At 36.3% G+C, this 25,205-nt stretch carries 24 protein-coding genes and 1 pseudogene; 9 read left to right on the top strand and 16 right to left on the bottom strand.

All coding sequences use genetic code 11. The annotated features are described in order from the left end of the window. Positions 1 to 12 precede the first annotated feature (12 nt). The 3 genes from G4D63_RS03270 to G4D63_RS03260 all read right to left on the bottom strand — a co-directional run bounded on the left by G4D63_RS03270 (position 13) and on the right by G4D63_RS03260 (position 5,705). Positions 13 to 1,980 carry a PAS domain S-box protein gene (locus G4D63_RS03270; protein WP_163177642.1) on the bottom strand — a complete coding sequence of 656 codons (1,968 nt, stop codon included), beginning with the start codon at positions 1,978 to 1,980 and terminating at the stop codon, positions 13 to 15. Positions 1,981 to 2,007: 27 nt separating this feature from the next. Then, positions 2,008 to 2,865 carry a CheR family methyltransferase gene (locus tag G4D63_RS03265; RefSeq protein ID WP_163177640.1) on the bottom strand — a complete coding sequence of 286 codons (858 nt, stop codon included), beginning with the start codon at positions 2,863 to 2,865 and terminating at the stop codon, positions 2,008 to 2,010. Between the two features lie 137 nt (positions 2,866 to 3,002). After that, positions 3,003 to 5,705 (bottom strand): response regulator, encoded by a 2,703-nt coding sequence (locus G4D63_RS03260; protein ID WP_163177638.1) that lies wholly within the window; start codon positions 5,703 to 5,705, stop codon positions 3,003 to 3,005. A 284-nt stretch (positions 5,706 to 5,989) separates the two neighbouring features. Here G4D63_RS03260 and G4D63_RS03255 point away from each other — a divergent pair, with 284 nt between their 5' ends. After that, positions 5,990 to 6,583 (top strand): nitroreductase family protein, encoded by a 594-nt coding sequence (locus tag G4D63_RS03255; RefSeq protein ID WP_163177636.1) that lies wholly within the window; start codon positions 5,990 to 5,992, stop codon positions 6,581 to 6,583. A 133-nt stretch (positions 6,584 to 6,716) separates the two neighbouring features. Here the strand turns inward: G4D63_RS03255 and G4D63_RS03250 are convergent, their stop codons facing one another. From G4D63_RS03250 to G4D63_RS03220, 7 genes are all read right to left on the bottom strand, one after another. After that, the gene (locus G4D63_RS03250; RefSeq protein WP_163177634.1) at positions 6,717 to 7,112 is read right to left on the bottom strand and encodes an SET domain-containing protein; all 396 of its coding nucleotides are present in this window, start codon (positions 7,110 to 7,112) and stop codon (positions 6,717 to 6,719) included. A gap of 112 nt (positions 7,113 to 7,224) precedes the next feature. Then, complete coding sequence (locus G4D63_RS03245) at positions 7,225 to 7,719, bottom strand: L,D-transpeptidase family protein (protein WP_163177632.1); 495 nt, start codon at positions 7,717 to 7,719, stop codon at positions 7,225 to 7,227. A 298-nt stretch (positions 7,720 to 8,017) separates the two neighbouring features. Continuing rightward, positions 8,018 to 8,794 (bottom strand): 3-hydroxybutyrate dehydrogenase, encoded by a 777-nt coding sequence (locus G4D63_RS03240; protein WP_163177630.1) that lies wholly within the window; start codon positions 8,792 to 8,794, stop codon positions 8,018 to 8,020. Positions 8,795 to 8,821: 27 nt separating this feature from the next. After that, on the bottom strand, positions 8,822 to 10,141 hold the full coding sequence (locus tag G4D63_RS03235) for a GntP family permease (protein WP_163177628.1): 1,320 nt from the start codon (positions 10,139 to 10,141) through the stop codon (positions 8,822 to 8,824). A gap of 30 nt (positions 10,142 to 10,171) precedes the next feature. Continuing rightward, on the bottom strand, positions 10,172 to 10,837 hold the full coding sequence (locus tag G4D63_RS03230) for a CoA transferase subunit B (protein WP_163177626.1): 666 nt from the start codon (positions 10,835 to 10,837) through the stop codon (positions 10,172 to 10,174). 15 nt (positions 10,838 to 10,852) lie between these two features. Further along, the gene (locus tag G4D63_RS03225) at positions 10,853 to 11,539 is read right to left on the bottom strand and encodes a CoA transferase subunit A (protein ID WP_163177624.1); all 687 of its coding nucleotides are present in this window, start codon (positions 11,537 to 11,539) and stop codon (positions 10,853 to 10,855) included. A gap of 237 nt (positions 11,540 to 11,776) precedes the next feature. Further along, a complete protein-coding gene (locus tag G4D63_RS03220) occupies positions 11,777 to 13,144 on the bottom strand; it encodes a sigma-54 interaction domain-containing protein (protein ID WP_163177622.1) in 1,368 nt (455 codons plus the stop codon). Positions 13,145 to 13,479: 335 nt separating this feature from the next. Between G4D63_RS03220 and G4D63_RS03215 the strand changes: the two genes are divergently transcribed. Genes G4D63_RS03215 through G4D63_RS03205 form a run of 3 tightly spaced genes read left to right on the top strand, consistent with a single transcriptional unit; the run spans position 13,480 to position 15,907 of the window. Continuing rightward, a complete protein-coding gene (locus G4D63_RS03215) occupies positions 13,480 to 14,091 on the top strand; it encodes a DUF421 domain-containing protein (RefSeq protein ID WP_163177620.1) in 612 nt (203 codons plus the stop codon). A gap of 10 nt (positions 14,092 to 14,101) precedes the next feature. Further along, positions 14,102 to 15,391 (top strand): voltage-gated chloride channel family protein, encoded by a 1,290-nt coding sequence (locus G4D63_RS03210; protein WP_163177618.1) that lies wholly within the window; start codon positions 14,102 to 14,104, stop codon positions 15,389 to 15,391. A gap of 45 nt (positions 15,392 to 15,436) precedes the next feature. After that, positions 15,437 to 15,907: a hypothetical protein gene (locus G4D63_RS03205; RefSeq protein WP_163177616.1), complete on the top strand. Its 471-nt coding sequence runs from the start codon at positions 15,437 to 15,439 to the stop codon at positions 15,905 to 15,907. Between the two features lie 106 nt (positions 15,908 to 16,013). On the opposite strand, the gene G4D63_RS03200 is transcribed toward G4D63_RS03205, so the two are convergent. Continuing rightward, on the bottom strand, positions 16,014 to 17,081 hold the full coding sequence (locus G4D63_RS03200) for an aromatic acid exporter family protein (RefSeq protein WP_239585848.1): 1,068 nt from the start codon (positions 17,079 to 17,081) through the stop codon (positions 16,014 to 16,016). 179 nt (positions 17,082 to 17,260) lie between these two features. Between G4D63_RS03200 and G4D63_RS03195 the strand changes: the two genes are divergently transcribed. From G4D63_RS03195 to G4D63_RS22240, 4 genes and pseudogenes are all read left to right on the top strand, one after another. Further along, positions 17,261 to 18,649 carry a protoporphyrinogen oxidase gene (locus tag G4D63_RS03195; RefSeq protein WP_163177614.1) on the top strand — a complete coding sequence of 463 codons (1,389 nt, stop codon included), beginning with the start codon at positions 17,261 to 17,263 and terminating at the stop codon, positions 18,647 to 18,649. Between the two features lie 157 nt (positions 18,650 to 18,806). Next, complete coding sequence (locus tag G4D63_RS03190) at positions 18,807 to 18,920, top strand: TlpA family protein disulfide reductase (RefSeq protein WP_163177612.1); 114 nt, start codon at positions 18,807 to 18,809, stop codon at positions 18,918 to 18,920. 15 nt (positions 18,921 to 18,935) lie between these two features. After that, positions 18,936 to 19,142, top strand: a pseudogene (locus G4D63_RS22245) (thioredoxin domain-containing protein); the annotation flags it as partial. A 30-nt stretch (positions 19,143 to 19,172) separates the two neighbouring features. Then, a complete protein-coding gene (locus tag G4D63_RS22240) occupies positions 19,173 to 19,583 on the top strand; it encodes a hypothetical protein (RefSeq protein WP_338023883.1) in 411 nt (136 codons plus the stop codon). Between the two features lie 255 nt (positions 19,584 to 19,838). On the opposite strand, the gene G4D63_RS03180 is transcribed toward G4D63_RS22240, so the two are convergent. From G4D63_RS03180 to G4D63_RS03165, 4 genes are read right to left on the bottom strand one after another with little or no spacing between them, the layout of a single operon-like run. Continuing rightward, entirely contained in the window at positions 19,839 to 20,942 is a 1,104-nt protein-coding gene (locus G4D63_RS03180) for a GerAB/ArcD/ProY family transporter (RefSeq protein ID WP_163177610.1), read from the bottom strand. A 4-nt stretch (positions 20,943 to 20,946) separates the two neighbouring features. Beyond that, positions 20,947 to 21,195 carry a hypothetical protein gene (locus tag G4D63_RS03175; protein WP_163177609.1) on the bottom strand — a complete coding sequence of 83 codons (249 nt, stop codon included), beginning with the start codon at positions 21,193 to 21,195 and terminating at the stop codon, positions 20,947 to 20,949. Between the two features lie 3 nt (positions 21,196 to 21,198). After that, entirely contained in the window at positions 21,199 to 22,410 is a 1,212-nt protein-coding gene (locus G4D63_RS03170) for a Ger(x)C family spore germination protein (protein ID WP_163177607.1), read from the bottom strand. After that, positions 22,407 to 24,020: a spore germination protein gene (locus tag G4D63_RS03165; RefSeq protein WP_163177605.1), complete on the bottom strand. Its 1,614-nt coding sequence runs from the start codon at positions 24,018 to 24,020 to the stop codon at positions 22,407 to 22,409. The genes G4D63_RS03170 and G4D63_RS03165 overlap by 4 nt, the downstream gene beginning before the upstream one ends. A gap of 265 nt (positions 24,021 to 24,285) precedes the next feature. Here G4D63_RS03165 and G4D63_RS03160 point away from each other — a divergent pair, with 265 nt between their 5' ends. Then, the gene (locus G4D63_RS03160) at positions 24,286 to 24,423 is read left to right on the top strand and encodes a hypothetical protein (RefSeq protein WP_163177603.1); all 138 of its coding nucleotides are present in this window, start codon (positions 24,286 to 24,288) and stop codon (positions 24,421 to 24,423) included. 236 nt (positions 24,424 to 24,659) lie between these two features. On the opposite strand, the gene G4D63_RS03155 is transcribed toward G4D63_RS03160, so the two are convergent. Continuing rightward, positions 24,660 to 25,169, bottom strand: coding sequence for an antibiotic biosynthesis monooxygenase family protein (locus G4D63_RS03155; RefSeq protein ID WP_163177601.1), 510 nt, complete (start codon positions 25,167 to 25,169; stop codon positions 24,660 to 24,662). Between the last annotated feature and the right edge of the window lie 36 nt (positions 25,170 to 25,205).

Below are 25,205 nucleotides of genomic sequence, written 5' to 3'. Positions count from 1 at the left end.
TACAAGTTAAAGTCAAATGGAAAGAAGAGTTTTCTCCTGAAAATCATAAGGGAAACTTAAGGTGATGGTTGTACCTACATCAACCTGACTAGTAATCCCCAATTTTCCTTTATGACTTTCAATAATACTATTACAAATCATGAAGCCAAGCCCTGTTCCCTTTTCCTTAGTGGTAAAGAAGGGCTTTCCAATCTTAGCTAAAGATTCAGGAGGGATCCCGCAGCCCTGATCTTCGATTTCTATTAAGAAGTTTCCTTCTTCTTTAACAGTTCTAATCGTTATTTTGCCACCATGTGGCATTGCTTCAATTGAGTTTTTTATAAAATTAATAAAGATTTGTTTTAATTTATTCTCAAGTCCAATAATAATAACAGGTTCAGGATCTTTAGTATGTAAATTGATCTCAATATTATGGAATGTTGCTTGAGCATTCATAAGAACAACGACTGTTTTCAGTAATTCATTCATATTAACCGGATTAAAGTCCTCGTCATTGGGTTTTGCTAAAAGAAGAAGTTCACTGACGATGGTATTTATACGATCAATTTCAGTTAGCATGATAGAGAGGTATTGATGTTTAACTCCTTGATCGAACTCAATTAACTGAGTGAAGCCTCTTAAACTTGTGAGAGGGTTACGAATTTCGTGTGCAATTCCAGCTGCTAATTCTCCAACCACTGCTAGTTTTTCAGATTGACCTAAAAACTCTTGGGTTCTCTTAAATGTTGTTATGTCATTCGCTACAATATGGACAGCGGGTTTACCCATATATGTAAAGGGGATAATGGTGACTTCTACATTAATGACTCCGCCATCAAGTTGAATAAATTTCTCTTCTATACCAATTTGTTTTTGGCCATCATAACTATCTTGTATTCTACTAGTCATCGTAACGTATTGCTCAAGAGGGAAAAAGGACGATATTTTTTTTGAAAGGACGTCCATTGTACTTTGTCCACCTAGTAGTTTAACTCCTGTATTATTTATAAATGAAAAATACTCATTGTTGGCTTCCAACACGAAAATGGCTAGAGGTGAATCTTCGACAAGATGTCTGTATTTAGCTTCACTTTCTTTCGTCACCTGAACCATTTGAAGTTTCTCATCAATCTCAGTTTGTAAATGATTGTTGCTAATGATCAGTTCTTCCGTTCTTTGCTGCACTAATCTTTCAAGTTGCTTGAAGTGATTCTTTCTTTCTGTAATGTCTCGGATTGAACAAACATAAATCGTGTCTTGATCAATGATGGCGTTACTTAATGTAATCTCAACAGGGAAGAGGGCTCCGTCCTGCCTTTTTGCTTCTTCTTCAAAACTTTTATCCTCAATGTATGGATGAAATGGCTTTTCAGAGAATAGTGGAATCACATCAGCTATATGATTGAATTCCTCCTGTTGATAACCAAATATACTAATGGCGGCTGGATTCGAAGTAAGTATACGTCCATCCTCATTTAGTGTAAAAATTGCATCAATTGAGGTTTCACCAATGGCTCTAGAAATTGCTTCACTTTTTTGTAGATGTGAATAAGCTTGATCTAGTTCCAGTGAATGCTTTAGGATCACTTCGTTTTTTAATTGGAGCTCTTTTTGAGATAAGTATATATTCACAAAGCCTTCTACTTTACTTTTTAATATAAAGGGGTTAAAGGGCTTAAACAAAAAATCAATAGCTCCCGAAGAATATCCATTTAATACGTAGTCTTGTGTTTTTGTAAGAGCGGTAATAAAGATTATAGGAATTTCCATTGATTTTTTCCTAGCTCTAATAAGTCTTGCTGTTTCGAATCCGTCTATTCCTGGCATTTGTACATCTAGTAAAATGACAGCAAAATCTTTTTTTAGTATCCACTTTAGTGCTTCTTCACCGCTAGTTGCCTTAATTAATTGATAATCAGGAGAATCTAGTACTGCCTCTAGAGCTTGTAAATTTTCTTTCCTGTCATCTACCATTAAGATATTAATTTTGGGCTTTTCCATTTTTACCTCCCCCTAGAAGAATCTGTATTATCGTTTCTGATATATTCTTTCTGTTTTGTCAACTTCCTTATATAACTTGCTAAAATTTGTGTAGGATAAACCCTCTCGACTTCCAAGTCCCAAATAGCCAAGAGGAGATAAACTATCATAAAACAGCTGATGAACGCGGTCCTGTAATTCACGGTCAAAGTAAATCATAACATTTCGACAAATGATAATATGAAACTCATTAAAGGAACCATCTGTTACTAAGTTATGTTGTGCAAATACAATATTAGAAGATAGATTAGTATGGAAAATCGCATAATTCTTATCAGTAGTGTAATACTCAGAAAAAGAGTTTCTTCCACCGGAATTCATATAGTTACCCGTATATGTTTGCATACGGTGGAGTGGGAATTTTCCTGACTGGGCATGTTTAAGAACATCACTGTTCATGTCGGTGGCGTAAATTCTAGCTTTATTATAAAGTCCTTCTTCATGGAGGAGAATGGCCATAGAATAGGCTTCTTCTCCAGTAGAGCAACCGGCATGCCAGATGCGAATAGAAGGTAATTCTTTAAGAGTTGGAATGATGTTTTCACGAAAACTCTTAAAAAAACTAGGATCACGAAACATCTCCGTTACATTGATCGAGAAGTCCTTATAAAGTCTCTCCATGGTTGAGGAATCATGCAATACTTTCTCTAGTAACGCTGTAACGGTGGTGAGTTTTTCTGCTTTGATTCGATACCAAATCCTTCTTCGAATAGAAGTAAAAGCATAGTTTTGAAAATCGAAACCGTAGCGTAGATAGATTCCTTTTAATAATAAGTTAATTTCTATTTGTTCGAGTTCTGAACATTCATCTAAAGTAGATATTGATTCTTTGTTGTTATAATCCATATATTCACCTGGCTTATTAAATTGTTATTTTGGTTATGTTAACCTAGTTGTCATTTCCATTGCAGGATACTAGCTTTCCGTGGGCGAGTCCGTGAGCCGCTCTTCCATAGGAGTCTCGCGTTAAACAGATTCTTTTACTAATGATGTAACCAAACTCTAATAATAGAGAATAATTGTTCTAGATTGACAGGTTTGCTTATATAATCTGATGCCCCTGCATCAATACACTTTTGGCGATCATCTTTCATCGCTTTGGCTGTAAGAGCAACAATGGGAAGTTCTTTGTACTTGTCCATGCTACGTATGATTCTCATCGCTTCGTAACCATCCATAGTAGGCATCATAATATCCATAAGGATAATATCAACAGTATGTTCATCATGAAGAAGGTCGATCGCCTCTTGTCCATTTTCGGCGAAAGTAACAGTCATGCCTGCTGCTTCTAATGAACTTGTCAAAGCAAAGATGTTTCTCATATCATCATCTACAACAAGTACCTTTTTGCCCTTAAATGGTTCTAGTTCGTTTGTTGCAGCAACCTCGAAGTATGCTGATTCATGCTCAATCGCAGTAACAGCTTCTTCTGAACGTAAGTCATCTAGTTCAAGAAGGCTTTGTTTCTTACCTAATGGTATATACAAACTGAATGTACTTCCGTTGCCAGTGGCACTAGTACCTTGAATGTAACCTTTTAGAAGCTCAGCTAATTCTTTACTAATAGATAGACCTAAACCAGTACCTCCGTATTTACGGCTAGTTGTTCCATCCGCTTGGCGGAATGCATCAAACATAAATGGGAGCTGATCACTTGGGATTCCTATACCCGTATCAATGACAGAGAATGTTGCATACTCCAATCCCTCTTTTTCAGTTTTTGTGACTTGTAAACGAACGTTTCCTTTTTCGGTAAACTTTAGTGCATTAGATAGTAGGTTCTTTAAAATTTGGTTAATCTTTTGTTCATCTGTAAAAATCATATCTGGAAGTTCTTTGTCTTTGTTGAATGTAAGATCTAGTCCTTTTTGTTTAGCCATAGGTAAAAACTGACGCTCTAGTTGTGTGAAGAGTTCACTTATAGAAACTTCGCCTTCGATTACGTCCATTTTACCTGATTCTATCTTTGACAGGTCTAGTATAGAATCGATTAGTTGAAGAAGATCATTACCGGATGAATATATTGTATTTGAGTATTCAAGCTGTGTTTGAGTAAGGTTACCTTCTTTGTTTTGAGATAAGATTTGAGCTAGTATTAATAAGCTGTTGAGTGGTGTTCTAAGCTCATGAGACATATTAGCCATAAACTCTGATTTGTATTTTGAACTGTTAACTACTTCTTTTGTCCTCTGTTCTAGACTTTCTTTAATTTCTTCTAGCTCTTTTGTTTTCATTTCAGAGCTCTTGTTTTGTGCTTCAAGTTCGTCGTTCATTGTTCTTAATTCCTCTTGTTGAAGCTGTAGTTCTTCAGATTGTGATTGAAGCTCTTCGTTTAACACTTGTGATTCTTTTAGTAATAGTTCAACTTGTTGATGTCTTTGAATTCGGTTGATTGTAACTCCTAGCACTTCACATGCTTGTTTTAATAGCATTTTCTGTAGAGGTGAAATTTCTTTCAGAGTTGCAATCTCCATTACACCTATTAATTCACCGTCTGTAACAATGGGAAGAACCATAATAGACGTTGGTTGTGTAATTCCTAATCCTGATGAAATATGTAAATAATCATTAGGGAGGTCATTCATTAATATAGCTTGCTTAGATTGAGCAGCTTGGCCTACTATACCTTCACCTAATGAAATCCGATCCGAAGCGATTTTAGTAAGAGAGGAGTCACTGAACGAGTCACTGAACGCATAGGTTGCGTATCTTTTTAAGTATTCATTTTGATCTTCATCTTTTTCCAATAAATATAAAACGCTGCAGCTAGCATCAACAAAGTTAGTTAGCTTTTGAACATACTGGTTGCCTGATGTTTGTAAATCATTTATACCTTGTACAAGTAATGAGAGTTCTGCTATGGAAGATTGTAGCCAATTTTGATTTTCTATTTCCTCTTTGTATTGAGCTTCTAATTGATCTTGTCTCTCTAAAGTAGTTGCCATTTCATTATAGGCTCTAGTAATATCACCGATTTCGTCGTTTGAGCTAACCTCTAATTTTTGGTAGCCATGATTATCATCTAATAAAGTACCCATTACATTTTTGATTTTACGCAAGCGCTTGGTAACACTTCTTACTACTATATACGCCATGAGTAGTGCCAATATCGCACTAACAATTAGGGTTATAATGATATTTTGTAATACCTTATCATTAGATTGCTCAGCATTTGATAGAGTGTTGTTCATTTCTTCCTCTTGAAATTCGATGAGAGTCTCAAGGTCAAGAACTAGGTCCTGTTGAATTTCATCAACTGCACTTAATAAGGAAGGGGAAACACCATAACTTGTTGAGAAATCAAATGCTAGAATTTCTTCTACATTAGCTCTATATAAAAAATAATGATCTTCTAGTATTGTTAATTGATTCTTTGCCTCTTCCAGATACAGCTTTGATTCTAGGTCCCTTAAGGAACCATCAATTGTTCGGAAAGATTGTCTGATAGATTGGATTTTTTTGTTATCCTTATAATTTAATCTTGCATAGCTGGAGACACCAAGACTTAATTCACCAATCTCATTCTTTATTTGATTAGATATATCAATTTTTGAATAACGATCGTTTACGATCTCATTCATTTGATGAGTTTGATGGTTAAGTGTATTTATAAAGATAACCATAACAATGACCATCGTGAAGATGACCATCCCAAAACCTGTATAAAGTATTGTCCTGAAATTCATTCTTCTGCTCCATTCTAGTAAAATAGTAAAATAATAGTATAGTTTCATTTTACTAGAAAAAAACCAAATATTATACAATTTCGGGAAATAAATTGTAAACCCAAAAACACCCAAAAATAAATTTATTTTTTAAAGGTTTAGACATGAAATAACCTAATGGAGAGAAGGGAGGCATAAAAGTAAAATCTACAAAAGTCAGGAATTATAATAAAAGGTTAAATAAACCAATTTTCTTGAATATACATAGTCTAAATGTCTCAAAATTAACATGGAGGGGGACCAAGATGGAATTTTTAGAGATTATTAGGTCAAGAAGAAGTAGTGGACTGGTCACAGATGAACCTGTATCAAAGGAGATGTTGGAGAAAGTTCTCGAGGCGGGGACATGGGCGCCGAATCATCATAAAACAGAACCTTGGAAGTACTTTGTGTTAACGGGTGATAGTCGAAACCGTCTAGGAGAAGTGCTAGCTAAGATCTCTGAGCAGAATATGGAGGATCCTTCAAGTGAATCTAATCAAAAAAAAATTATGAAGGCGAAGGAAAATTCACTACGTGCACCAGTAATAATTGTTGCAGCCGTGGAACCTAGTAATCATGAAAAAGTGATTGTTCAAGAGGAGTTTGGAGCTGTATATGCATCTATTCAAAATATGTTGCTTGCTGCTCATGCATTAGGATTAGGAGGGATTTGGAGAACAGGTCAGTCTTCCTACGATCCGTTAATGAGGGAGCTTTTTGGTTTATCAGAACAAGGAGAGGTGTTAGGGTTTCTTTATTTAGGGCATCCAAGACGAGAGGTACCTGCTGGTAAAAGAAAGTCCATAGAAGAAGTAACGAGATGGCTAACTAAAGAAAGTGATTTTGAAAATCTATAGTGTATATGTCTTCGTTGATAAACAGTAGAAATGTTCTAATTAAAAAGACGCTTTCTCCGATTAGGAAGCGTCTTTTTTCATATAGTTGAGTATCATATTCAAAGCTTTGCGTTGAAAAGGCAACTAGATATGACTATTTCTTGTCCTCTGCTTTATCCTTATTAAACCAAAGAGGGTCCATGTCATCGACATCCCCGTTATAGTTAATCAGAATTTCTTCTCCTGCTTTTATGTCTCTATAAGCAAAGTAATCAAACGTATGTTTTGAGAAGTTAATATCATACGTGGCATTCGGTTCATAGGAATGATTAAAAAGCATTCCATAACCTAGTACGATTGCAGAATGGTTGATCCCATATTCATATACATAATCGTCAAGTACAGTTTTTTCAATGTATTTGTGCTGTTCGTTAGGATAAGGAACAACAGGTGCTTCATGGAAAAGCTGTCCTTTTTTTATATCGCATGTAGCGAATACTCCTCTATTGAACTCCCCATCACTTAGTGGAGACGTTTTGATCTCGATCATATTATTCACCTACTGATTTTTTTATAGTTACTTTCTTACTTTACCACTGAAACGGAAAAAATTCTAATTCGAATAGTGAGGTTCGTGAAAAAGTGAAGGAGACTGATTAATGTTAGGGGTTAATTGTTACTCTGGTACCAATTGGAACCAGTCTTGAAAGTTCTTCAACATCTTTATTGTACATGCGGATACAACCTAATGATACGGCTTTGCCAATTGAGCTAGGATTATTTGTTCCGTGGATTCCATAATGTTGCTTGGATAAGCTCATCCACATTGTTCCATATGGACCTCCGGGGTTTGGGGCTTTATTGATAATGATAAAGTCACCAACAGGTGTTTCGTGAAGAATTCTCCCGACTGCAATAGGATATTGTTTTTGTAATTGTCCATTTTTGAAAAGCTTTAACGAGCGATTGTTTATTGAAACATTAATGTGATAGGGGATGGTATGGGGAGAAGGTAGTCCTGGTATAACGATCGATTGACCAGGGTAAATGACATTAGGATTGATTGTTGGGTTGGCATTTATAATCATGGAAAGGGATGTACGATAATCTAGTGAAATTTGTGCAAGTGTTTCTCCTGGCTTGACGGTGTGAATCATCTTAAACACCTCCAATAGTTATGTTTTTTCTATTGTATGATTTTGCATGGGAGTGTTTCCTATAATTTATAAATAGAAGAACCTGTAAGATTGTTCTTACAGGTTCTTGAAAGTTATAGGAAAGTATAAAAACTTTTGGAATGCTTATTTCAATGGTTTGGAGTAATCTAGCTCCAGCGCCCAGCCCCTCGAGGTCAAATAACCCTTGAAGAGTAAAAGGGAAAGATCGCCCTTTTTCTCATCAAGGAACATTTGCTATGCCTGAGGCTAAACGGGTCGCTTGCGCCTTTTGTTCTCATCATTGAGCTGTATATCCACCGTCTATTACACATGCTTGACCGGTAATTCCCTTAGCCAGGTCACTAGATAAAAACATAACGTAATTTGCAATTTCATCCACTGATAGCAATCTTTTTTGTGGAACTAATGGATAAATTACCTCTTCTAATACGCTTTCTAAAGGGACATTTCTTGTTTTTGCTAGATCACTGAGTTGATTTCGGACGAGTGGAGTATCAACATAACCAGGACAAACTGCATTTACAGTGATTCCATGTTCTGCACCCTCTAAAGCCGCAACTTTCGTTAATCCAATCACTCCGTGTTTAGCGCTATTGTAAGCCGCTTTCCCAGCAAATCCAACTAAACCGTTTATAGAAGCCATATTAATAATACGCCCAAATTTTTGTTCCTTCATAATAGGGAACACTTGCTTAATTGCTTTAAAAGGAGCTGTTAGCATAATTGAGAGCAATAGTTCAAATTTCTCGGTTGGGAAATCTTCAATACTGGAAACATGCTGTAATCCTGCATTATTAATTAAGCAGTCAATGCGACCGAAATGTGAAACGGTTTGTTCTAGAGCGCTTTTCATCTCATTTTCATCTGTAACGTTACATTTGATGCCGATTACATCATATCCACTTTCTTGTAACGTCTTAGCAGCTTCTAAAACTCCAACCTCATCTAAATCTGAAAGAGCTACTTTTGCTCCATTTTCAGCAAAAGTTTTACCTATTTCAAGCCCAATTCCTCTCGCAGCACCTGTTATGAATACAACTTTATTTTCAACCATGTTACAGACATTCCTTTCTATTTCAAATTATATGCCAAGACCGAATGAGAATAAGATAATAGCTAAAGCAGTACCAATCAGTGGTACGATTACGGTTACAGCACCTACTGCACCATAGGCATCCTGATGAGTTTCGCCACAAATTGCACGAATGGTTGTAACTACATATCCGTTATGTGGTAATGAATCAAGAGCTCCTGATGAAATCGATACAGTTCTATGAAGTGCTTCTGTATTCACACCCATATCCATATAATGAGGTGCTAAAAGTGGTAATGCAATTGCTTGGCCACCTGAAGCTGAGCCTGTTAATCCAGCGATAACGCTGACTGCGATTGCGCCTCCAATAAGAGGGCTTCCAGGGATACTTGTCATTGCTTCTACTGCTACTGTAAACGCAGGTGTTACCTTAGCTACTGCACCGAATCCAACAACAGCTGCTGTGTTACCAATGGCAACTAATGCACCCATCGTTCCTTCTGATACAGCATTCCAAAATGACTTGAAATATTTACGATTTAGTACATATGTTGCAATTACCCCACCTAATAAAGCGATAATAAGTGCAGATTGTTTTAATGAATCATGGAAAATGAATGAAATAATAAGGACAACTAGTAAAGGAATTAATGCAACAATTGGATTAGGTAATGCTCTCTCAGTGAATACAGGATCATTAGAGCGATCCACAAAAGTTTCTCCTTTTGCTACAGCTTTTGTAATCATGCGCTTTAACCACCAATAACCAAACACAGCCATAAATACCGCAACAATTAAGCTAACTTCCCATCCGGCATAAGGTGTCGTGCCTAAAAATGGAATGGGTATCCAGTTTTGAATTTCTGGCGATCCTGCTGATGTCATTGTAAACGTTACAGAACCAAAAGCTAGCGCTGCTGGTATAAAACGACGTGGTAAATTTGCTTGTTTGAAAAGACTAAGTGCCATTGGGAATACCGAGAAGGCAACAACGAATAAACTCACTCCTCCGTATGTCAACACAGCACAGGCAATGACAATTGCTAAAACGGCTTGCTTCATACCTAGCTTATCAACAATCCATTTGGATACGCTATCTGCAGCACCGCTGTCTTCCATTACTTTACCGAAAATAGCTCCTAGTAGGAACATCATATACCATGATGCAACAAATCCAGAGAATCCGGACATGTAATTTCCAACTAAGTTCGCTCCGCCTTCTTCAACTAACTGTGGAAATAGAGGTAGCCCACTAAATACAGCAACAAACAGGGCACATAATGGACCTGCAACGAGAAGATTCATACCTTTCATCGTTAAATAAATAAGTAGAGCTAAGCCCCCAATAAGACCAATCATACTTAACATATGGTTTCCCCCAATATATATATTTTTTTATTAATACACTTTCACTTGATCATCAACAATTAGCTCGGGTTCTGTACTTTCGAGAATATCCTCAATCGTATATCCTTCAAACACTTCAACTAGCTTTAATCCTTCGTTTGTTACATCAATTACTGCTCGGTCCGTAATGATTCGGTTCACAACTGATTTACCGGTAAGGGGAAGGCTACATTCTTTAACGATTTTTGGACTTCCATTTTTACTAACATGATCCATAATAACAATTATTTTCTTAGCACCATGAACGAGGTCCATAGCACCTCCCATACCTTTTATCATTTTGCCTGGTATCATCCAGTTTGCTAAATCACCAGTTTTTGAGACTTCCATTCCACCAAGGATTGCGATATCAACATGACCTCCGCGAATCATCGCAAATGATTCTGCGCTATCAAAATAGGATGCTCCTTTAATAGCTGTCACGGTTTCTTTCCCAGCATTTATTAAGTCAGGATCAACATCTTCCTTACTAGGAAAAGGTCCAATTCCTAATAAGCCGTTTTCGGATTGAAGGACAACTTGTTTATCATCACTAATAAAGTTTGCCACTAGTGTTGGAATTCCAATTCCTAGGTTGACGAAGTAACCGCTTTCAATTTCCTGCGCTGCACGTCTAGCAATTTTTTCTCGAATGCTTTGTTTATCATGTTGTGTCATGGGTGTTCCTCCTTTCTAGGAAACTGTTAATTTTTCGATCCTTTTTTCTTGTTTACCAACAATGAGTCGCTGGACATATATGCTTGGTGTATGCACATCGTTTGGATTCAGGTCTCCAACTTCTACTAGCTCTTCAATTTCTGCAATTGTAACTTTACCAGCTGCAGCAATAATTGGATTGAAATTTCTAGCTGTTTTATTGTAGATTAGATTGCCCATTGAATCTCCCTTATAAGCTCTAACCAGACTGAAATCCGCATGCAATGCTGTTTCTAGAATGTACTCTTTCCCAGCGAACACTCTAACTTCTTTACCTTCTGCAACAGGAGTACCAACTCCAGCAGGAGTGTAAAAAGCAGGTATTCCAGCGCCAGCTGCACGAATTCGTTCTGCAAGTGTACCCTGAGGAGTTAACTCAACTTCTAATTCCCCTGCAAGAACCTGTCTTTCAAACTCCTTATTTTCACCAACATATGAACCAATCATTTTCTTAATCTGATTATTCTTTAATAATAAACCTAGACCCCAATCGTCGACACCGCAATTGTTAGAAATGACCGTTAAGTCTTTTACGCCAGTTTGAACTAGAGCTAGTATGAGGTTTTCAGGTATCCCAACTAATCCGAATCCCCCTACCATTAGGGTTGCACCGTCCTGAATATCCTTCACTGCTTCGACAAAAGATGTATGTACTGTTTTCATGTTTTTCCTCCTTCCTATTTTCATATCTTTATATAAAGCAAGAAGTGTGCCAACTACAGAGAGAGCTGCTATGTTCATAATTATTTCACATTTTCATTTGCACAAGTATTCTATTTTTCCAGGATTCCGGAATACTAAAGGTAAGAATGCTGTGGAAATCAGGTGTGGCAACAATAAAACCATTCCGGTTTTTCGGAATCATTTCCGGAATCTTGGAATGGTTGAAAGTGCTTTCATTTATAGGTCAAACTTTTTTGCTTTTTCGTACATACTTGACTTACTAATCCCTAAAGCTTTTGCTGCTTCTTGTTTATCATGGCCAAACCTTTCAATTGTCTTTACTAGTATTTGTTTTTCTGTATCCTCTAGCATTTCCTTTAAGGAGCGTTGCCCTATGAATAACTTTGATTCGGTCACTAAATATTGTGGTAAGGATGATGTTGTGATGACCTCTCCATTCGTAAGATGAATGGCTGCTTCCATTACGTTCTCAAATTCTCGTATATTCCCTGGCCAAGTATGTTGGTAGAATAATTCTTTTACTTGATCATCGATTTTTGTAATTCGCTTTCCTGATCTTTTTGTTATTTTGTCTAAGAAATGATTCATTAGATGACTGATGTCTTCGATCCGTTCACGTAATGGGGGAATAGTAAAAGGAATTACATTTATACGGTAAAAAAGATCTTCACGAAATCGTTTCTCTTCAATCATTTTTTCTAAGGGTCTGTTAGTTGCAGCGATGATACGGATGTTTATTGGAGTTGGTTTAACAGCACCAACTGGCTCAATTTCTTGCTCTTGAAGGGCACGTAATAACTTTACCTGCATGTGAAGTGGCATATCACCGACTTCGTCTAAAAACACGGTTCCGCCATCAGCTAGTAAGAACTTTCCTTTTTTGCCGCCTTTCTTTGCCCCTGTAAACGCACCATCCTCATAACCGAACAGTTCTGATTCTAATAAATGCTCTGGAATAGCACCACAGTTTATTTTAATGAATGGTTTTTGACTTCGTTCACTAAGCTGGTGGATGCTATGAGCAAAAAGCTCTTTTCCTGTTCCACTTTCACCACGAATCAACACGGAAATATCACTAGAGGCGACATTTTTAACCTTTTGCTTAAGATCATTGATTACTTTAGAAACAGAATGGATGTCATGTAAGGTGTACTTAACTCCTGGGTGTTCGAGTCTATCCTTGAGATAGTTTTGCAGCTGTGGCATAAGGCTCTTAATATGACTACTCATTTTATTCCATTCATTTGTATCACGAAAAATAACAGTACCGAGTGCACCAATCAGTTTATTTTTAGAGTAAATGGGAATTCTGTTTGCAATCATATAATTTCCTTTAATTAATTGCATGTCCGCAATCTCTTCTTTGCCAGATTGAGCAACTAGGTGCATTCTAGTATTTTCAATTACTTCTGTCACATGCTTCCCTATTGAATCTTCACGGTTTATTCCGATGAATTCACAGTAATTTTTATTAATATAAACAATATGTCCTTCCTTATTTACAACGACGATCCATTCATAGGCACTGTCGATAATCGTTTCTAACACATCATTTTTATATTGAATGTCCATCCCTTTGAGCATTGCTTCACCTGCTTTAGTTCCTAGTTTACTTATTATAGTAACACTTGGTGTCAAGGCAGTCACTTGTCCATTTTTGTCATTAAAAGTGTAAACCTAGATTAGGGGAAGGAGAGGGACTGTGGTGGAAAAATATTTTATCTACCTCATCCATCTTTCTCAACTCCACGTTTGTTTTACCCATATTTTAATTCTACTACCCAAATATTTAAATTTATTCTCTGTTTTTAGTCGTGTCTTTAGTCACAGTTAAAAGTGAGTCATAATGCCATAAATGATGAGCCATACTACCTTTAACATATTTAGGATAAATAATTATGTTTTGGGGGTTAATCAGTTTGGATTTAAATTTTATATGGAAAGCGATCGTCATTGTTATTGGTGGAATTCTAATTTTGCGTTTGGCAGGAAGAAAATCAATCTCACAGCTTACAGTTGCACAGACTGTCATGATGGTTGCTGTAGGTTCATTAATAATTCAGCCGGTGGGTGACAGAAACATCTGGATTACAATGGTTATTACTTTATTACTTGTACTTACACTCATTTTTGTAGAGTATCTAGTCATGAAATTTGATAAGCTCGAAAGCTTCTTTTATAGCAAATCGGTAATGGTGGTTGAAAATGGCCAATTGAATGTTAGGAACTTAAGGCGACTACGTTTAACCGTTGATATGCTCGAAGTACGATTACGGCAGCAAAGTATTCCAAGGATCACCGACTTACAATGGGCTACGATAGAATCTAACGGTCAATTAGGATATCAGCTTAAGCCGGAAAAGGAATATGCTACCAAGGAAGACATTCAACAAATATTAGCAGCCATTAAGGATAGTAAACTTTCCGATTCTAGTCTAGTACCTAAAACTCCTTCTGTGCAGTCAAATGATTTATTTTCTGAGGTAGCAAATAACAAACATGTCCAAGATCCACCAGAGCATTTGAAATGAGGAAAAATAGATGAATATAAAACTTGAGTATAAAACATTTATGATCACCCTTTCTAAATGGATTGTTATAGGAGTCTTAATTGGTGGAATCGTCGGTTCGATTACGGCAGCCTTATTGGATTTAAACGATTACCTAGGAGAGGTTCGTGAAAAAGACTCTTGGCTAGTCTATTTCCTTCCTTTAGGTGGCTTGATTATTGGCTACATTTATATGAAGTACGGGAAGAAAGAAGATAATGATGCGGCCAAAGGTAATAACCTAATTATAGATGCGATTCACGATAAAGCTACAGTACTTAGGCGGATGGGACCAATTGTTTACTTAGGAACATTTATTACGGTTATTTTTGGTGGTTCAACTGGGAGAGAAGCGGCAGCTATACAAATGGGAGGAAGTATCTCAGAGGCAGTAAATCGTTTTTTTAAGTCCAACATATTTGACAAGAACGTTGTACTAATGACTGGAATAAGTGCTGGATTTGGTGCAGCGTTTGGAGCACCTATAACAGGAGCAGTTTTTGGGATGGAAATGACGGCAATAGGAAAGCTGAAGTATGAAGCCGTGGTTCCTTGTCTAATTGCTAGTTTTGTCGGACATTATATTTCAGAGGAAATTTGGTCAGTAAAGCACGAAGAATTTACAATACAAAACATTCCGAATGCTTCAATATCTATGTTTCTCACCGTTATATTCGTATCCGTTATCTTTAGTCTTTTAAGTGTACTATATTGTCAACTAAGGCACGGAATCCAAAACTTTTCTGAGAAGGTTACAAAGAAAAATCATATGATTAGAGCCTTTATTGGGGGTATTTTGATTGTGGTGTTATCTTTAATTGTAGGTTCGGATGACTATAATGGTCGTGGTTTAGAAATGTTAGAACAATCATTCGAGGAAGAGGTTCCACCTTTCGCCTTTCTAGCTAAACTTGTATTTACGGCGGTAACACTTGGTATGGGCTTTGTCGGTGGAGAAGCGATCCCCTTATTTTTTATGGGAGCAACCTTAGGGAATACTTTGTCTACTTTCATTGATTTGCCTATGTCATTTCTAGCTGGTCTGGGTATGATTGCGGCATTTGCTGGCGGAGCGAATACTCCTATTGCTGCCTTTTTATTAAGCGTTGAAATGTTCGGTGATAAGGGAATGGAGTATTTCTTTATTGCTTGTCTAACCAGTTACATCTTTTCTGGACATCATGGACTTTGGCCATCCCAAACCATATTTGAACCAAAGAGTAGATTGTATAATATTCCTAAAGCGGAGACAATTGGAACAGTTGAAAAAAAGAAAAAATGATAGTGTTCAGGAAAAACAACATAAAGATTTCAAAAAGGAGGTTTTATGAAAAATCCTAAAATTTTTTTATTGCTGTTAATGATCCTACCGTGGTTTACTCTCCCGTTATTGGGGAAAAGTACTGCTAAAAAATATTTCTTAGCAAGTCTTTTCATTTCTTTAGTTGTGAGAGGGGAGAGTATAGTTGCTAAAAAGCGAAAGTGGTGGAAGTTTCATGCGACGATTCACCCAAAAGTAATAGGAGAATTCCCTTTAATTTGGGGTCCCTTTTTAATAGGTTCAATGTGGATTTTAAAATTTACATACGGAAAGTTCTTCGCTTACATTATTCTAAATCTTATCATCGATTCAATCTTTGTATATCCTTACGTATCTTTTTTAAAGAAGTCAGGTATTGGGACGTTAAAACGATTAAAAAGTTACCAATTGTCACTTCTGTTTTTTATTAAATCTTTACTATTGTATGGTTTTCAGTACTTGAACGAGAAGGTAAAGAACTATAGGGCGATATCTTAGCACTGGAGATATAAGGAACAAGGTGTCTAATAAGTGAAAAACCATAGTTAAAATCGAAAGGTCCTTTTCTCATTGTGAGAGAAGGACCTTATTATAGAAAGCTAACTTATTGTGACATTGCTCTTACCCCAGTATACTTTTTTTCCCATGTCTTAATTCTACATAATTCATCAATAAGGTCATGGATTGAAAGTAATTCATATAGAATGACAGTTTCCGGTGAAATAAGATGGTGATGGTCCGGAGTGCTAATCATTTCATCCTCTTTTGGGTTTTGCTGTGTAAATACAGTTTTAACTTTCTCCATGTTCTCATGAAAGTCCTCTTTATAAATAAACTCTTGATCACTTAACATACTCTTAATGGATGCTACCGTACAGAGGATTAATTCCTTACATTCACGATCCATTTTTAATTGATAAAATGGGAGGTAAACAAGATTTCCTGTATGGTAGGCTAGTTGACGTATGATAACCAATTTTTTAAACCCATAATGAAAAAGCCTAATTTCCTTACGACTTACACGGTGATATTTCCATTCCTCTTTTTGATATTGAGAAACTGTTTCTGTCTTATCTATTTCTTTTACTAATTGTTGAAAATCTTGCCTGAGTTTTTTATCTACAGGCTGTTCGTGAAACCACTCCTTTGCACGCTTGTCCAAAATTTCTCCTGTTTTGGATAAAAGCAATTGTATCTCGTTTGAAATGGTTTTCGAATAGTTAGGTGGCAGTATAAAAAAGTTCACTAAAGTTGAGACAATGAGTCCTATACTAGTCGTTCCTAATCTAATAAAAAGTGAAGCGAAATAATGGTCATGAACGGTAGAAATCATTGCAACCCCTGTTAAGGTAGCAACTAATGTTCCGTCGTGAAGTTTTAATTTATGACAGGCTATTATGGTTGAGAGAGCAACTAGCGCATAAGAGTATGGGCTATCCCCGAATAGGAAAGTGAACAAAACGGCTAGAGCCGCACCAATGACAGAAGCGGGGAATCTGACAAAAGCCTTCTTTACCGAATCAGCAACAGTAGGCTCAATCGTCACAATCGCTGTAATGACAGCAAACATAGCTGGCCAGTTTAAAATATGACAAATAAATGCTGTTAAAAATACAGCAATTCCCGTTTTGATTATTCTTCCTCCAACAAAAGTGAATCTCTTAATTTTCATCAGCATGCATACCTTTAATTAATGATTTTGGAAAATAAATACTATATCCATTTTAGACTATGTAGATTACTAAATAAAGGTTTCAGGTTTTTAGTGTGATGTTTGTCCTCGCAAGTTTTCCCGTTTTTTTGATAAAATAAAGATATGAAAAAATCTAGTTCCTATATAAAGGAGTAAATATGAAAACAGTTGTTGTAATAGGCGGTGGAATTACAGGTTTATCGTCGATGCATTATTTACAAAAGTTAAAAAACGAACAAGATCTAGATATGAGATTGATCCTCGTTGAGAAGAATCAATTCTTAGGAGGGAAAATTAACAGCGTTGAGCAAGACGGATTCATCATGGAAACAGGTGCCGATTCAATCGTGGCTCGTCATGAGAGTGTCATGCCACTAATTGAGGAATTGCATTTACAAAATGAGGTTGCTTATAACGCAACCGGCGTCTCGTTTATTTATAAAGAGGGTCAGTTACACGCTATCCCTGCTGATTCCATATTTGGGATTCCAATGAGTAAAGAGTCTCTATTTAGTAGCACCCTTGTTTCGGAAGGTGGAAAACAGGAAGCCCTAAAAGACTTTGAGACGAAAAATGAGCATTTTACGTTGGAAAGTTCTGTTGGAGAATTCTTAGAGTATTTTTTCGGGAAAGAATTAGTAGAGGAGCAAATAGCTCCTGTCTTATCTGGAGTTTATTCAGGAGAGTTAAACACACTAACCTTAGGTTCCACACTTCCGTATTTACTAGAATATAAAAACAAGTATGGAAGTATTATAAAAGGTTTATCAATGAACAAAGAGAAATTCCAATCTTCAAAACCTAAGTTTCTAACTTTTAAGAATGGCCTATCATCAATCATTCATAAGCTTGAAGAAGAATTAAAAGAGGTAGAAATCATTAAAGGGGTAACGACTACCAAAGTCATGAAAAGGGAAAGTGGCTACGAAATCCAATTTTCCAATCATGATTCTATAGTGGCTGACTATGTTGTGACTGCGATTCCTCATGACGTAACACAGGATATACTCCAAAGTACAGAGTTAAACGAAGAGTTCGACCAGCTAAAGAATTCCTCATTAATTAGTGTTTACCTTGGTTTTGATGTGTCAGACCGTAACTTACCTGAAGATGGAACAGGTTTTATTGTTCCTGACCATCATGAATTACAGTGTGATGCCTGCACATGGACTAGTAGGAAATGGTCACACACTTCCAAGGAAGGTAATCTGTTAGTAAGGTTATTTTACAAAAGCTCCAATCCCTCATACGAAAAGCTTAAGACATTAAATGAAGAACATATATTATCACAAGCAATGTCTGATATCGAAAAGAGTATTGGAATCACCAATCAACCTAAGGTTGTGGAAATCACACATTGGAACGAGAACATGCCAAATTATCACTTAGGACATGGACAAACGGTTTCTAAACTTGACCAAAAGATGAAGTCACTTTTCCCGAATGTGATATTAGCAGGCTGTTCCTATTTTGGTGTTGGTATTGGAGCATGTATCAAAAATGGCAAAGAAGTAGCGGAGGATATTAAGGAGAGAATGGTGAATTAATCATCGAATAGAAAGAACAAAAGGCCCTTTATTTTATTAAAGGCCTTTTGTTTGTCAAGATACATCCTGAATTTTGTAATAATACCAAACTGTTGTGCTAATAGTTTGAAAAATAACTGAAAAATCAGATATAATCTACTTGAAGGAGGGACTTTTTATGTTATTAACTGAGATGAAAAACGTAACCCTAACAAATTTAAATGGTGATCCAGTAGCAATCAGCGACTATAAAGGGAAAAACACCCTTATTTTTATGTGGGCATCATGGTGAAGATGTCGTGAGCAACTGCCAGGGTGGCAGCATTTTTATGATACGTTCAAGGAGCAGGATTTTGAGATTTTATCGGTTTCGGTAGATATTCAAGGGGCAGAAGTCGCAAAGCCTTATGCCGAAAATCATACATTTACAACCGTTGTTGATTCGGAAAATATATTAGCTAATTTATTTGGATTCAAAATTGTACCAAACGGAATCTTTATTGATAAACAGGGAACAATCCGGCTGATAAAACAAGGCTTTAGTGTGACGAACCCAGAACATGTTCATGCAGTAGAAAAATTACTATCTGGTGAAGTGGATCAGGTTGTCTTAGATGATGAGTATTACAACCCAGCAAACAATGTAACTGATTTAGAGAAACAACTTTCCCAAACAAAATTTAAACTTGGGATGGAGTATTCAAAGACTGGTAAGAAGGAAGAGGCATTAAAAGAATTAGATGAAGCTCTACTTCTCGATACTGATAATTTTTTGATTAGAAAGCAACGTTGGTATATACGACATCCTGAGAAATTCTCTCCAACCATTGATGTTGAATGGCAGCAGAAACAGTTGGATAAAGAAAAAGCAGAGGAAGCACTGTTGAAAAATGGGTTAGATTGTGGTCCAGAAGGCTGCGTAATACCAGGGAGATCTTCCCATAAAGAAAAATAAATAAAAGCAAGCTTTTGAAAAATGCTAAGAATACATCAGAATAAAAAGTGCCGTATCATGGTTAATCATACGGCACTTTCTATTGGAAATGACTCATATTAAAAACATCGCACGGCCAATCCAATTGTAACCGTAAGAAAGTGCCTACGTGAAAGTGTAATTTATATAGCAAGCCGTCTATAGATATAAGATTACATTTCTCTGTTATTATCCTGCGTTATGAGGATTAGAAATTGAACGTCCGTTTAGGTACCGTCAAGAAGTCTCATTTTTTTTCTTCCACTTAGAAACCATATAAACTAATAATGGTAAAATAAATCCAATGAATATCATATATGGGGTAGTAGCATGCTTTGAGAATTCTTTGAGATAAATGCTACTAGGAATAACCAATAATGTTAAAGGGATAATTAGAACAGCAAATGGAAAGGTTAGCGGCCTATAGTCTTTCATATTAAGTAACTGACTTAAACCAACCAGAAATGAATAACTGACTATAGTTAATTTAAAATAAATGCTTAAAAACCAAATGATCGCAATGATTACTTCAACTCGCTCAAGAAAGTTCCCTATACTTACCTTTTTCCCCAAAACATATATAGGAAATTCATTTCTCATCGAGAAGCCTGGACCAAGCACTAATATACACATGACTACAAGAACGAAAAGGATGAATGATCCTAAAACGACTCCATTAATAAAAGAGGATGTAATCTTAGTTTTATCATAAATGTGGGGAGTAATCATGAGCAATAGAATCATCTCTACAAAAGGGAAACCAATGAAAAAATAGGTTCCATTAAGAATGGGGAGGATGCCATCTTCAAAAACTGGTAAGATATTTATACCTTGTATCTGAGGTAATAAAAATAACGAAATTAAAATAAATAGCATAAATAACCATGGGAAAAAAATTTCTGCAGAGCGGGCTATTGGCTCAATTCCCAATCTAGTACTATAAACCACTACTGCAAGAATGAACATATAGTAAATTACTTCTATGGGAGTGCCAATTAGGATATGTGTCAATAAAAAATCCCCAATATCAAATAAAAGTAAACAAGATAAAATGATATGAAATGTAAAAGTAAGGATGGCAATGAGCCCCCCTCCCCATTTTCCAAATGAAAACATACACAATTGTATGTAACTTTTATCCGGATCAATTTTACTCAAATTCCCATAAAACCATGCTAGTAAAATTCCAAACAAAATTCCTAATAGACCAGAAATCCATGCATCTTGTTTTGCAGCGCCCACTAAAATAGTAGGGATAAACAATACTGCACTACCCACTACGAATAACGATGTTAAGATGGAAAACTGACGAGGACTTATATAAACGGTTTCATTGTTCATCCTGTTACCCTCCACTCGTAAACAACTGTTCAATTGTTCTTCCTATTGGTTCAAAGATCACTCTCACTCCTTCTAAGGGGTTGGGGACCTCAATTTCCATTAACTCAATAATAAACACGACCGAAGAGAACATTAGAAATATTGTATATATTTTCATTTCCTTCTTCATATCTCTTCTTTTTAACTTTTTTGTTTCTATATAATAGATTGTACTCACGATGAGTAAAAAAAATAGGAGTTTAACATACATCATACATTATGACCCACCTTGTATTTCATTAAGAAATGGCTCGTTAGTCGTGCCGAGTCGTCTGATGCTAGTAGTGGCCTCAAGTTCCACATCTACATTCACAAAACCTTCTTCATTCCAGTTTTCCTTTATACTCTTCCATAGCTTAGGGTCCTTTCTATGTATCAGTTCACCAAAACCAAAAATGTCAGATTGCATTTCTTTTGCTTTTTCAATAGCTCCCATTATTTTTTCTTTTTGATTGCGACTTATTTCTTCTTCAAGCTCTTTTATCGTCTCTTCATTCAGTAAATCTACCTTTGCTTGTACTTCTCCAACATTTACTTCAGTCGAAAGGGTTACGAGTATCTGAGGTTCATTATCTTTAATAGTTGCTTTAACCATTGACTTTGTATCTCTAACTTCAAACGTGATGGTACCATCTTTCCAATCCACCACTACTACTGTACTATCCACATTATCTGTTAAATAGTTATGACCTTTACTTTCATCTTCATTCAACCATCCAATTAACTTATCACCTTTAAAAATTGCCAAATGATCTATATTAATGGATGCTGCAGACTGAATCATCTCCACATTATCTAATCTGTTTCCGATTTCAGGATTACCTTCCAATAAAATACCAGCTAATACAGCATTATCTCCATGTAAAGTCATTTCTGATATTATGTCGTCTAAATTTGTTCCAAGGGTAGCTGCCCAATAGGAATGAGAAACATCCAATGTAGTGAAAATTTTATTTGCAGGATTTTTTTCGATCGCTGTTAAAATCTTAAGTGTCTTAGATGCCTTTTCCCCTTTTGCAATTACAGGATAAAAATCTGTACGAAATTCATGGTCTCTTGACATTAGCTCCAACATTCTGCCAATTCCAGTTTTTGCTGCATCTTCACTAATGACGACTAAACGTAAATGTGCGAAGTATAGTCGCTTTGCAGCTTGTTTAGAAAGTTTTCGAATAGCTTCGAATATACTTCTTCCTTTAGATTCATAAGAGGTAATAGGTAAACGACTAGATAATGAACTACCGGCAATCTCACCTGGGTTTAATACTTGAACCGTAAGTATGTATTCATTATCTACTAAGTCAATTCCCATCCCACTTACTATGGCTAATTCTGTTAATTCATTCCTACTCCAGCACCCAGCTAGATTAAATACCAAGCAGGAAACTAATATTATACAAATTGCTCTTGTTTTATTAGACAATATCAATTCTTATCACCTTGATTTAAATGACTTGTAGAAGTTTTAGTATCTGGTTCTGGTGTTTTGTTTTTTATGATATCTTTTTGATTAATAAGTCTTGGACGCGTATTCATTTTCCATAATGGCGTACGGACTAATGTATCCTTAAGATCGCTCGTTATAATTGGAGCAAAAGGCGCCATGTAGGGAATACCAAATGAGCGAAGGCTTGTTAAATGAAATACTAATCCAAGGAGTCCTAAAATAATTCCGAATAACCCAAATGTAGCCGCAAGAATCATAAACCCAAACCGTAAGATTCTTGTAGATATGCTCATATTGAATTTTGGAATAACAAAGCTACTAATAGCTGTCAAGGATACAACAATGACCATTGTTGCAGAGATAAGTCCAGCTTCTACGGCTGCTTGTCCAATTACAAGGGCTCCAACGATAGAAATAGCTGATCCAATGGCACGTGGCATTCTAAGTCCAGCTTCTCGTAATATCTCAAAGGTTAACTCCATGATTAGGGCTTCAACAACTGCAGGGAAGGGTACACCTTCTCGCTGAGCTGAAAGACTGACAAGTAATGCAGTAGGTAACATTTCTTGATGATAGGTTGTCACAGCTATATAGGCAGATGGGACTAATAATGACATAAGAAATGCGGTAAACCTCAACAAACGTATTAATGTGGATATGTCGGCACGTTGATAGTAATCCTCGCTTGATTGCATAAAGTGGATAAACAAGGCAGGAACAAGTAAAACAAAAGGAGTACCATCTACTATAATAGCAACTCTTCCTTCCATGAGCCCACCAACCACAACATCCGGTCGTTCTGTGTTATACACAGTTGGAAAAGGAGTCATCGTCTCATCTTGAATTAATTCTTCGATGTACCCTCCCTCTAGAATAGTATCAATATCAATTAGTGAAAGTCTGTCTCTGACCTCTTGTATTATTTTTTCATCCGCTAAGTCTTTCATGTAAGCGATAGATACATCTGTTTTTGAACGCCTTCCTATTTGAACGTATTCAAACATTAAATTCTTATCTCTAATTCGTCTTCTAATCAAGCCGGTATTTGTTCGGATTGTTTCTGTAAAACCTTCCTTTGGTCCTCGAATCACTTGTTCTGTAGAAGGTTCCTCTACTCCGCGACCTTCCCATCCTCTTGTTCCAAGGGAAAAGCTACTAGCCTCACCATCTAAGAATAAGACGGTATCTCCAGATAATACCCTATTAAGTACATCCTCATAACTTTCTAAGGTTGTCAGTTCACCGATTGTTAGAGAGTAGTCCTTAAGGATTTCATAAAATGACTCTCCAGTTAAACTAACGTCTCCGAGACAAGATTCTCTAATAGAATAAAGCAAAGGAGTAAGGATAAATTCATGCACAAACTGTTTATCAACAAGTCCATCAATATAAATGACAGCAATCTTCGTTTTCGTTTCCTTTCCAATAACCATCTCTCGAATAATGACATCCGGACTTTGTCCTATATCTTTCTTAATCTTTTGAATAGAAAAGGCTAGGTCCCTTTGTAAAGGCGTTTTCTTATCAGGCTGAACTTCTGGTTTATTCTGTTGCTTTTGACTTTCTCTTACCCAGTCTGTTAGTTTTTTCATTTCAGGTACCCTTCTTTAGAATGGATAATCATGATATGAATGTAGTATGGATATTTAGTAGCTTTCCAATTCATACCTTAACTAGAAAAATAGATAACCATGCAGATGTTCGCATTATTTGACCTCGAGGTGCTGGAGCGGGATTACTACAAAAATCCGTTTAAGGACAACACTAAAATTAAATACTTTCTTATCTTTTAAAAAAGGAACCTCTTGAGGGGCCCATAATGAACAATTAGGTGGGAAAAGTAAGGAGAGGGTAACGATGGTCGTAACAATCCCCAGAATAAACACTAATGGCACGCTAACGGCTATGACTTCTGATGCAGGAAAACTACTGAATATGATGGAAGCAGAATCGTGTGAGAGGGTGATTACGCATTTATTTGATATTTTTTGCTGAAAAAAGTGAAAACGAAGGACTTTTTAGTATGGAAATGTAGGTTTTAAAAAAGTAGGGTGATATTTTGTCGGTTATTTGTATTTCCATGGAAATAATCTGAGGGTATTCCGTATCATTCGACGTTATTTCGTATCGAAGGAAAGAGGTAAACTTGAAATGAGCACAAAAAAAGACATATTAAGATTAAAATGTCCTTTACAAAGGGTACACTTTAGATTTCAATATGCCTCTATTTCCTATTTTAATTCTACGATATTATATTTTGTTGCGTATGAAGGCCTTGGGAAAATAGGTTGCTGATCAACACCTTCGGCTGTCCCACGCTTTTTATGAGCGTGATCATATGCTTTTGAGGTTTGCCAGCTAAGGAAGTCTTTTTCACTTTGCCATAGAGTTAAAATAATATAGGTATCGCTGTTTAGTGGTCGTAACACTCGAATTGCAACGAATCCAGGTTCATCCTCAACCATACGTGCGCGGTTTTTAAAACGATATTCAAATAAAGGACGCCCTTCGTCTGTTACAGGTATATTGTTTAAAACAGCATAACCAGTACTCGTTAATTCACCGGTTTGATCTAGAACTTCATATTCTCTACCTTCATTAAATATAGTTTCATTGTTAGTCTCATGGAGTAACATGGTTTGCTCATCAATATCTTGCAGTAGGATTAAAGTTTGTCCTTCGTTTTCATCGACAATTTTTTGTAAATAATCTTGTGTTCCACTTGTTATGTATATTTTCATGTCAAACCCTCCTTATGAACATTATATAGATTGTTA

It is taken from the genome of Bacillus mesophilus (assembly GCF_011008845.1).
In the GTDB taxonomy this organism is placed as follows: Bacteria; Bacillota; Bacilli; order Bacillales; family SA4; genus Bacillus_BS; species Bacillus_BS mesophilus.
The sequence above is the reverse complement of the archived record's forward strand: the minus strand, read 5'-3'. Positions and strand labels throughout refer to the sequence as shown.

Excerpts from the sequence above, each read along its gene's own strand:
- G4D63_RS03270 (WP_163177642.1), bottom strand. The coding sequence starts at position 1,980 with ATGGAAAAGCCCAAAATTAATATCTTAATGGTAGATGACAGGAAAGAA.
- G4D63_RS03265 (WP_163177640.1), bottom strand. The coding sequence starts at position 2,865 with ATGGATTATAACAACAAAGAATCAATATCTACTTTAGATGAATGTTCA.
- G4D63_RS03260 (WP_163177638.1), bottom strand. The coding sequence starts at position 5,705 with ATGAATTTCAGGACAATACTTTATACAGGTTTTGGGATGGTCATCTTC.
- G4D63_RS03255 (WP_163177636.1), top strand. The coding sequence starts at position 5,990 with ATGGAATTTTTAGAGATTATTAGGTCAAGAAGAAGTAGTGGACTGGTC.
- G4D63_RS03250 (WP_163177634.1), bottom strand. The coding sequence starts at position 7,112 with ATGATCGAGATCAAAACGTCTCCACTAAGTGATGGGGAGTTCAATAGA.
- G4D63_RS03245 (WP_163177632.1), bottom strand. The coding sequence starts at position 7,719 with ATGATTCACACCGTCAAGCCAGGAGAAACACTTGCACAAATTTCACTA.
- G4D63_RS03240 (WP_163177630.1), bottom strand. The coding sequence starts at position 8,794 with ATGGTTGAAAATAAAGTTGTATTCATAACAGGTGCTGCGAGAGGAATT.
- G4D63_RS03235 (WP_163177628.1), bottom strand. The coding sequence starts at position 10,141 with ATGTTAAGTATGATTGGTCTTATTGGGGGCTTAGCTCTACTTATTTAT.
- G4D63_RS03230 (WP_163177626.1), bottom strand. The coding sequence starts at position 10,837 with ATGACACAACATGATAAACAAAGCATTCGAGAAAAAATTGCTAGACGT.
- G4D63_RS03225 (WP_163177624.1), bottom strand. The coding sequence starts at position 11,539 with ATGAAAACAGTACATACATCTTTTGTCGAAGCAGTGAAGGATATTCAG.
- G4D63_RS03220 (WP_163177622.1), bottom strand. The coding sequence starts at position 13,144 with ATGCTCAAAGGGATGGACATTCAATATAAAAATGATGTGTTAGAAACG.
- G4D63_RS03210 (WP_163177618.1), top strand. The coding sequence starts at position 14,102 with ATGAATATAAAACTTGAGTATAAAACATTTATGATCACCCTTTCTAAA.
- G4D63_RS03205 (WP_163177616.1), top strand. The coding sequence starts at position 15,437 with ATGAAAAATCCTAAAATTTTTTTATTGCTGTTAATGATCCTACCGTGG.
- G4D63_RS03200 (WP_239585848.1), bottom strand. The coding sequence starts at position 17,081 with ATGAAAATTAAGAGATTCACTTTTGTTGGAGGAAGAATAATCAAAACG.
- G4D63_RS03195 (WP_163177614.1), top strand. The coding sequence starts at position 17,261 with ATGAAAACAGTTGTTGTAATAGGCGGTGGAATTACAGGTTTATCGTCG.
- G4D63_RS03190 (WP_163177612.1), top strand. The coding sequence starts at position 18,807 with ATGTTATTAACTGAGATGAAAAACGTAACCCTAACAAATTTAAATGGT.
- G4D63_RS03180 (WP_163177610.1), bottom strand. The coding sequence starts at position 20,942 with ATGAACAATGAAACCGTTTATATAAGTCCTCGTCAGTTTTCCATCTTA.
- G4D63_RS03175 (WP_163177609.1), bottom strand. The coding sequence starts at position 21,195 with ATGATGTATGTTAAACTCCTATTTTTTTTACTCATCGTGAGTACAATC.
- G4D63_RS03165 (WP_163177605.1), bottom strand. The coding sequence starts at position 24,020 with ATGAAAAAACTAACAGACTGGGTAAGAGAAAGTCAAAAGCAACAGAAT.
- G4D63_RS03160 (WP_163177603.1), top strand. The coding sequence starts at position 24,286 with ATGGTCGTAACAATCCCCAGAATAAACACTAATGGCACGCTAACGGCT.
- G4D63_RS03155 (WP_163177601.1), bottom strand. The coding sequence starts at position 25,169 with ATGAAAATATACATAACAAGTGGAACACAAGATTATTTACAAAAAATT.